This window comes from Variovorax sp. GrIS 2.14, from assembly GCF_046115955.1.
Classification (GTDB): Bacteria; Pseudomonadota; Gammaproteobacteria; order Burkholderiales; family Burkholderiaceae_C; genus Variovorax.
The window spans coordinates 1-1,016 of the sequence record NZ_JBJXIA010000099.1; the positions used below are offsets into that span (position 1 = coordinate 1).

Below are 1,016 nucleotides of genomic sequence, written 5' to 3' on the forward strand. Positions count from 1 at the left end.
GCTTGCACAACAGGCCGGATATAAGACTGCAGCCCTGCCTCCTGAATCGTCACACACACGAGTTCTTGCAATCCGGGAGGCGCCCATATAAGCGTTGCCTTAAGGAGTCACCTGATTTCTGTGAATGGACTGCCAGCAGGTCTCGTGCCGTGACTGGTGGAAACACCAAGCACCGCCGCCGCCCCCTGAGAGCTGCCTAGCCCCAAAATCCCCAGCTGCGAAGAAGCGATGGGCCATGCTTTCTCATTGCTTGTTTGATGTGGTTGTTTCGAACATCTTGGATGAAACCCTTGAAGTCGCCCCCGCTTGGCGAGATCGTGCCGTCCCACATCCAAGAAACCTCCTCAAGTCCCTTTTCGTAGATCATTTGCTCGAAGGAGGCGGGCGTTGCATCACGTGGGTCCGTAAGTGCCTTCGAAAAGTCCCGGTGTCGCGTCAGCATCCAATACCTGAAGAATGCGTCATCGATGAACCCACGGCGCCAGAACTCATACTGATCGAATTGCAGGCTCCAGAATCGTTGGACCCACGCTTGAACATCTGACTCCAGAGCCGCATCCGTCGAGCGGTCACTCGCGGAGAATAGCCGCTTCGACAGCTCATGTCTGAGGATCAGGAGGGCTTCAGATCGCCGATGACACTCCATCATGATGTCTACCCGCTTGTTCTGAATGCCGCTTCTGATTGTAAAAATAAGGGCAAACATTGCGAGCAGCGGCCCGAGAGATTGCGCAACGGTGCCGATGTGATTTGCCGTGATCTGCATAGTGAGGTCCAAGAAGTTTTACGAGTAGCTGATGTGCCGCGCAAGCAAGCCTTCAGCTCAGCTGCTTCCGAGTTAATCGGGAGCCACGGCAGCGCCCTCAGTGTTCCTGGCGATAGGCGGAGAGTAGAGACTACTGGGTTCTGTCGCAGTAAGACGCGACGAGTAAGCTGAAGCGCTGGGCAAGAACAAGATGAACGAAGCACTACGCAGGATTTTGAAGCGGCTGCACTACCCCATTGAGGTGAAGCTG

1 protein-coding gene is annotated in these 1,016 nt (G+C 55.0%); it reads right to left on the minus strand.

Annotation, left to right across the window (positions count from 1 at the left end):
- Window positions 1-196: 196 nt before the first annotated feature.
- Complete coding sequence (locus RCH10_RS27695; RefSeq protein WP_409054856.1) at window positions 197-766, minus strand: hypothetical protein; 570 nt, start codon at window positions 764-766, stop codon at window positions 197-199.
- Window positions 767-1,016: the final 250 nt, after the last annotated feature.

What these genes read in the sequence shown, in the direction of transcription:
- RCH10_RS27695 (WP_409054856.1), bottom strand. Translation starts at nt 766, where the DNA reads ATGCAGATCACGGCAAATCACATCGGCACCGTTGCGCAATCTCTCGGG.